General features: G+C 38.2%; 7 protein-coding genes. All 7 read left to right on the top strand.

The window, feature by feature from the left end:
- Nucleotides 1-221: 221 nt before the first annotated feature.
- From gap to KKI21_00005, 7 genes are read left to right on the top strand one after another with little or no spacing between them, the layout of a single operon-like run.
- Nucleotides 222-1256 (top strand): type I glyceraldehyde-3-phosphate dehydrogenase, encoded by a 1035-nt coding sequence (gene gap / locus KKI21_00035; GenBank protein ID MBU4284623.1) that lies wholly within the window; start codon nucleotides 222-224, stop codon nucleotides 1254-1256.
- A gap of 1 nt (nucleotide 1257) precedes the next feature.
- Nucleotides 1258-1692, top strand: a complete 435-nt coding sequence (locus KKI21_00030; protein ID MBU4284622.1) for an RpiB/LacA/LacB family sugar-phosphate isomerase — start codon at nucleotides 1258-1260, stop codon at nucleotides 1690-1692.
- On the top strand, nucleotides 1692-2360 hold the full coding sequence (locus tag KKI21_00025; GenBank protein ID MBU4284621.1) for a ribulose-phosphate 3-epimerase: 669 nt from the start codon (nucleotides 1692-1694) through the stop codon (nucleotides 2358-2360). The genes KKI21_00030 and KKI21_00025 overlap by 1 nt, the downstream gene beginning before the upstream one ends.
- 4 nt (nucleotides 2361-2364) lie before the next feature.
- Complete coding sequence (locus tag KKI21_00020; protein ID MBU4284620.1) at nucleotides 2365-3351, top strand: bifunctional hydroxymethylpyrimidine kinase/phosphomethylpyrimidine kinase; 987 nt, start codon at nucleotides 2365-2367, stop codon at nucleotides 3349-3351.
- Nucleotides 3352-3356: 5 nt separating this feature from the next.
- Nucleotides 3357-4220: a class II fructose-bisphosphate aldolase gene (locus tag KKI21_00015; protein ID MBU4284619.1), complete on the top strand. Its 864-nt coding sequence runs from the start codon at nucleotides 3357-3359 to the stop codon at nucleotides 4218-4220.
- Nucleotides 4221-4254: 34 nt separating this feature from the next.
- Complete coding sequence (locus tag KKI21_00010) at nucleotides 4255-4911, top strand: 50S ribosomal protein L25 (GenBank protein MBU4284618.1); 657 nt, start codon at nucleotides 4255-4257, stop codon at nucleotides 4909-4911.
- The gene (locus tag KKI21_00005) at nucleotides 4904-6229 is read left to right on the top strand and encodes a lytic murein transglycosylase (GenBank protein MBU4284617.1); all 1326 of its coding nucleotides are present in this window, start codon (nucleotides 4904-4906) and stop codon (nucleotides 6227-6229) included. Before KKI21_00010 ends, KKI21_00005 begins: the two co-directional genes overlap by 8 nt.
- The last annotated feature ends 408 nt before the right edge of the window (nucleotides 6230-6637 follow it).

Raw genomic sequence — 6637 nt, 5'->3', positions numbered from 1 at the left:
TGGCTTGTTTGGTACAATACTGATAGGGTGCATTATGCTTTTCAGAATAAATTATCTCCTGTACAGTTTATGTTATCGCTGACTAAATTACAATTACCAGTTTTAATGCCTCAAAAGTGCAAAATTGGGTGGCCTCATACAGGCTGTTTATTTATGGACGAATTTTTGTTATAATATAAGAAAGTGGTATAATTAAGATATAATAATTAAAAAAATAGATTATGTTTACAAAAGTAGCAATCAATGGTTTTGGCCGTATTGGCCGGACGTTTTTACGTTTAGCCCATGAACGCCACGAATTGAGAATTGTGGCAATTAATGATTTAGCTGATTTGGAAAATCTGGGCTATCTTTTGAAACACGATAGCGTATACGGAGAATATGATCATAAAATCAGCGTGGATTTAAAGCAGAAAAAACTGATTATTGATAACCAGAAAATCGATTTTTTTCAGGAAAAAGACCCGAGCAAATTACCTTGGGGCAAATTAGGAGTTGATGTGGTTGTAGAAGCAACAGGCTTTTTCGATTCGTTTGAAGCGAGCAATGCCCATATTAATGCCGGAGCAAAGAGAGTTGTGATTACCGCTCCATCAAAAGATGATGACGAAAGTTTTAAGCTTGGCGGTACGGTGTTGCTGGGGATCAATGAGAAAGACATGGCAAGAGTAAAAATCACTTCCAATGGTTCCTGCACCACTAATGCTGTTGCGCCGGTTGTAGCAGTTCTTTCCGAGAAGCCCGGAATCAAGAAGGCCGTATTAAATACTACTCATGCCTATACTGCTACCCAAAAAATCGTTGATGGCCCGGACACAAAAGATTGGAGAAGAGGAAGAGCAGGCGCAATCAGTTTAGTGCCTTCAACAACCGGAGCAGCAATTGCTGTTACAAAAGTTGTACCGAATTTGAAAGGCGTCTTTGATGGTCTGGCAATAAGAACTCCTGTGCCCACGGTTTCCTTGGCTGATATTACTTTTGTGGCAAATAGAAAAACATCTGTTGAAGAAATAAATAATATCTTAATTAATGCAGCTAAAAAACCGCATTGGAAAGGGATTTTAAGCGTAAGCAAGGAGCAACTGGTTTCTTCTGATTTTATCGGCATTACCACTGCTGCTGTTGTTGATTTGGGATTTACCAAAGTAGTTGACGGGGATTTGGTTAAAGTTTTGTCCTGGTATGATAATGAGTGGGGATATTCAGCAACTTTGGTCGAACACGTAATTAAATCAGGGAAAATAATTCATAAATAATATGATTTACTTAGGAGCAGATCACGGCGGGTTTAGTTTTAAAGAAAAAATAAAAGAATTTTTGAAAGAACTTAAAATAGAGTATCAGGATTTAGGTAATTTGAAATTTGAGCCAAGGGATGATTTTGTCGATTATGCTGTTGCAGTGGCAAAAAAAGTTGCGGAAACAGGGGAAAAGGGGATATTGATTTGTACTAATGGCGAAGGAATGTGTATTACTGCCAATAAATTCAAAGGAGTCATGGCTGTTTCACCGACAAATAAAAAGGCAGCTAAGCAAACCAGAGAACATTTAGACGCGAATGTTTTGTGTCTGGGTGAACACGTTCTTTCTTTTCGCGAAGCAAGAAAGATTGTTAAAATTTGGCTGGAGACCGATTTTTTCAAAGCAGAAAAATATATCAGGAGATTGAATAAGATTAAGAATTTAGAATAATGACAAAACAAATCATCCCGACAATTTTGGTTAAGACATTTAAAGAAGTTAAAGAAAAAATCAAAGCAGTCGAAAATTATGTGGATTGGATTCAGCTGGACATAATGGACGGAGTTTTCGTGGGTAATAAAACTTGGCCCTATGCAGAAGGCAAGATTAGTGATTTGAAAAAAATATCGGCCTGCGGCCGACCAGCCGTAGGCTGGAAAACCAAAGTTAAGTTGGAAGCGCACTTAATGGTACAGAATCCGGAAAAAGTAATCGATAAATGGCTGAAAAACGTTGATAGAGTGATTGTTCATTTCGAATCAAAAATTGAGGACTTGGAAAATCTGATCAAGAAAGTTCATAGCCATAAGAAACAAATCGGCCTGGCAATTAATCCGGAAACTAATTGCAGGGTTATCGCCCCATTTTTGGAAAAAATTGATTTGGTATTATTTATGTCAGTTCGGCCAGGATTGGGTGGGCAGGTGTTTGAGCCGGAAGTTTTAGACAAGATTAAGGCATTGCGAGAGATTTGGCCAAAAGGGGATATCGGAGTTGACGGCGGAGTGAATGACAAAAATGCAGGGAAAATATTTGCTGCCGGGGCCAATCTTTTATGCGTAGGGAATTATATTTTCAAAAGCGAAAATATTAAACAAACAATAGAAAAATTTAAATAAATTCATGAAAAATTACGATTTTATCGGCATAGGAGATATTGTAACCGATGCCTTTATCAAAATAAAAGAAGCTACAGTTGAAGACGAAAAAGATGGAGCAACAAAAATCTGCATGAATTTTGGCGATAAAATTCCTTATGAGGATGTTTTTATAATTCCTGCTGTCGGTAATAGCGCCAATGCTTCTGTGAGCGCTGCGCGGCTCGGTCTGAAAAGCGCTTTAATTACTAATCTCGGAGATGATTATTACGGCAAAGAATGCCTTGATGTTTTAAAGAAAGAAAAAGTCGGGACGGAATTCCTGAAAATCCATAAGAACAAAAAGACAAATTATCATTATGTTCTTCTTTTTAATGAAGAAAGGACTATTTTAATTAAACATGAGGATTTCTCATATTCTCTTCCTGACATCGGGAGTCCAAAATGGATTTATCTTTCATCTCTGGGCCCGAACTCCCTTGAATTCCATAAAGAAATAGAAAAATATCTAGATGCGCATCCTGAGGTCAAACTTGCGTTTCAGCCCGGAACTTACCAGATGAAATTCGGGGCATCTGCCTTGGCTGGAATCTATAAAAGAACCACTGTTTTCACCTGCAACAAAGAAGAATCACAGAGAATTTTGGAAACCAAAGAAGAAGATATTAAAAAATTACTCAGTGGAATACATAATCTTGGGCCGAAAATTGTAGCTATTACTGACGGGAAAAGAGGCGCTTACCTCTATAACGACAATAAAATGTGGTTTATGCCCATATATCCTGATCCAAAACCGCCGATTAACCGTACTGGCGCAGGCGACGCCTTTTCCTCAACATTTACAATTGCGATTTTATTAGGCAAGAGTCCCGAAGAAGCATTAAGATGGGGGCCAGTGAATTCAATGGGGGTTACTCAGCAAATAGGAGCGAGAGCAGGATTATTTACCCGTAAAAAACTTGAGGAGATATTATCAAATGCTCCTGCTGATTATAAGCCAAAAATAATATAAATTTTATGAAACCAATAGAAATAATGGAAAAAGCGCATATTGGCAGATATGCAATCGGACAATTCAATATCTCTACTGATGAGCAGATAACTGCTGTAATCGAAGCAGCCAAGAATTTAAATTCACCTGTAATCATCGGCACTTCGGAAGGTGAGAGAGATTTCATCGGCGTTGACCAGGTAGTTGCTCTAGTTAAAACCTGGCGAGAAGAAACAGGGCTGCCGATTATTTTAAATGCTGACCATTGCAAGGATTTCAACAGCGCTAAAGAGGTGATTGATGCTGGATATGACAGCGTTCATTTTGACGGGTCTAAGTTGCCATTCAAGGAAAACATAGAAATCACCGAGCGAGTGATGGAGTATGCTAAAAGCGTCAATCCATCAATTGTAGTTGAAGGAGAATTGGGGTACTTGCCCGGCGGCTCTGATATTCATAAAGAAGTTAAGATAAATATTATTGATTTGACTGAGCCGGAACAGGCAAAAGAATTTATTAAAAAAACAGGAGTTGATTCTTTGGCTATTGCCATAGGAAATATCCACGGAATGAAAGAGGGCGGTGACGACCCGCATCTGTATCTTGATAGGTTAGAAGACATCAGAAGAGCTGTGCCGGGCGTATTTCTTGTTTTGCACGGCGGATCAGGAACTCCGAGGGAAGATATGCAGAAAGCGATTAAATCAGGAATAGTTAAAATAAACATCAATACGGAAATCAGGGTTGCTTACAAAAACGCATTAAAAGAATTCCTGGAAGAGAATCTGGATGAAGTGAAGCCGTATAAAATTCTTTCTCCGGCAATGGAAGCAGTAAGGAAAGTTGTTGAAGACAAGATAAAACTTTTCGGTAGCGACAGCAAGGCTTGATTTTTAATTTAGGGTTTGATAGTATAAAATAATTATGGAATTAGAGATAAAAGCCCAACAAAGAGAAAGGGTTGGAAAGGATTTGCAATCCCTCCGCAAGGAAGGGATTATTCCTGCCGTGGTTTACGGTCCAGGACATAAGTCGATTTCATTACAGGTTAATTATGAAGAACTGAAAAAAGTTTTTGAACAGGCAGGGGAGAGTACGCTTATAAAACTCAAAATTGGAAATGAAGCAAAAAATGTTTTAATCCATGATTTTGCCAAAGACCCGATTACCGGCAGATTTATCCATGTTGATTTTTACCATGTGAGAATGGATAAAGTTATTAAAGCTGAAGTGCCTTTGATTTTTGAAGGCGAGGCGCCGGCAGTAAAAATACTGGAAGGAGTTTTAGTTAAAAATATTAATCATGTGGAAGTTGAAGCATTACCTAAGGACTTACCTCGTGAAATTAAAGTTGATATTTCCGTTTTGGATTCTTTTGACAAACAGATAAGGGCAAAAGATTTGAAACTGCCACAAGGCGTAAAAATTGATCTTGGATTAGAAGAAATGATTGTTTCTGTTGTTCCGCCAAGGAAAGAGGAAGAAATCAAACCTGTAGAGGAAAAACCAGCAGAAGTTGTTGAGCCGGAATTAGCCGGGGAAAAGTCAGCAGAAAAATCAGCAGAGAAACCAAATGATTAAGTTTAAAAAATTTAACAAATTATTTTCTATTTCAATAGCTATTTTAATAGTTCTTAATTTTATCCCGTTAAAAACGGGATTTGTTTTTGCCGAAGTTTCAGGGGATTCGAATGCACAGGAGCAGGAAGCAGAAGCAAAATTAAAAGAGCTTGAATCGAAAATTTCCCAATATCGCGATGCAATCAGCCAAAATCAGCAAAAAACCAAATCTTTGAAAACCGAGATTGCGATTTTAGATGACGAAATAGAATCAGCGCAATTAGAAATCCAGAGAATAGATTTATTAATAGAAAAAATGGACAAACAAATAAATCAGAAAGAAAAATCAATCAGGGAAATTGAAAGGCAGGTTGATTTGGAAAAAACAACTATGGCCGAGCTTATACGAGAGATCAGGAAATACGACGATACTTCCCTTTTAGAAACAATCTTATCTATGGGCAAGTTATCCGACTTCCTTTCAGAAATGCGTTCTTTGGAGAATTTTCAGGAACAGACATATAATAAATTTAAAAGAATTATAGAGTTAAAATCCGGACTGGAACAGGAAAAGGAAGATTTAACTAACGAAAAAGAGGAACATGCTTCTTTAAAAGCCAGGCAAAGCGAACAAAGGGCGTTCTTGGAAGGCAAAAAAAAGCAAAAAAAGACTTTACTAGATCAGACAAAAGGCCAGGAAAATCTTTTCAATCAATTAGTTAAAAAAACACAGCTTGATATTGAGGCCGTGAAAAATAGGCTTTATTTTCTGCAAGGTTTGTCAGGAGACGGTTCTCTGCGTTTTGAGGATGCTTACAAATATGCAAAATTTGCTTCGATTTATACAGGAGTAAGGCCGGCGTTTCTTCTGGCAATTTTGAGTAGGGAATCGGATTTAGGAAAGAATATTGGCAAAGGCAGCTGGCGTGTTGATATGAAGTCGAGCCAGCAGAAATATTATTTGCAGATTTGCAGCGAATTGGGCATTGACCCGGATAAATATCCGGTTTCCAAAAAAGTGTGGTATGGCTGGGGCGGAGCAATGGGTCCAGCGCAGATGATGCCGGCAACCTGGCTCGGATACAAGGCGAGAATAACGGCAATAACCAATAATGATCCGCCGTCTCCGTGGAATACTAAAGATGCTTTTGTAGCTTCAGCATTGTATCTGGCGAACAAGGGAGCAGACCAGCAAACCAGCGCTGCTGAATGGAAAGCAGCAATGATGTATTTAGCCGGCACAAACTGGCAAAAAGCATCTTTGTCTTTTTATGGCAACCAGGTAATGGCTATTGCCAAGCAATTTCAAGAGCAGATAGATATACTTGAGAAGGGATAGACGCTCAGATTCATTTTATATGTCGACACATGTCAACCCCGCCAGCGCGGGGTTGCATTAATTCTCGGCAAAATTTCGCCTTTGGCGAAACCATGCATTTTGCCTGCGAAGTTGTCTCAGTATAAAATAAATCTTCGCTAGGAGAAAGGTGACACTTTTGTACGATCGGATGAAAGTGTCGTTTTTTTTATTCTGCTTTTTGGAATTTTTTGATGATTGGTAAATATCGCCGAAAAAGGGGATAAATACGAAAAAATCTGTCAGGGATGAATAAGATGAGATACATAGGTAACACTCCTAAATTGCCTAAAGTCGGGTAATTTTGGTAAAATTCAGAGGTGATTAACTATTAAATATCTCATCTTTTATGTTATCTCTTGGTATTAAGCAAATAGCTTACTATTTAAT

The sequence above is a fragment of the Patescibacteria group bacterium genome (assembly GCA_018897295.1).
Taxonomy (GTDB): Bacteria; Patescibacteriota; Minisyncoccia; order RBG-13-40-8-A; family RBG-13-40-8-A; genus JAHILA01.
This window is presented reverse-complemented; position numbering and strand designations above follow the sequence as displayed.

Coding starts and splice junctions, on each gene's coding strand:
- gap (MBU4284623.1), top strand. CDS start 222: ATGTTTACAAAAGTAGCAATCAATGGTTTTGGCCGTATTGGCCGGACG.
- KKI21_00030 (MBU4284622.1), top strand. CDS start 1,258: ATGATTTACTTAGGAGCAGATCACGGCGGGTTTAGTTTTAAAGAAAAA.
- KKI21_00025 (MBU4284621.1), top strand. CDS start 1,692: ATGACAAAACAAATCATCCCGACAATTTTGGTTAAGACATTTAAAGAA.
- KKI21_00020 (MBU4284620.1), top strand. CDS start 2,365: ATGAAAAATTACGATTTTATCGGCATAGGAGATATTGTAACCGATGCC.
- KKI21_00015 (MBU4284619.1), top strand. CDS start 3,357: ATGAAACCAATAGAAATAATGGAAAAAGCGCATATTGGCAGATATGCA.
- KKI21_00010 (MBU4284618.1), top strand. CDS start 4,255: ATGGAATTAGAGATAAAAGCCCAACAAAGAGAAAGGGTTGGAAAGGAT.
- KKI21_00005 (MBU4284617.1), top strand. CDS start 4,904: ATGATTAAGTTTAAAAAATTTAACAAATTATTTTCTATTTCAATAGCT.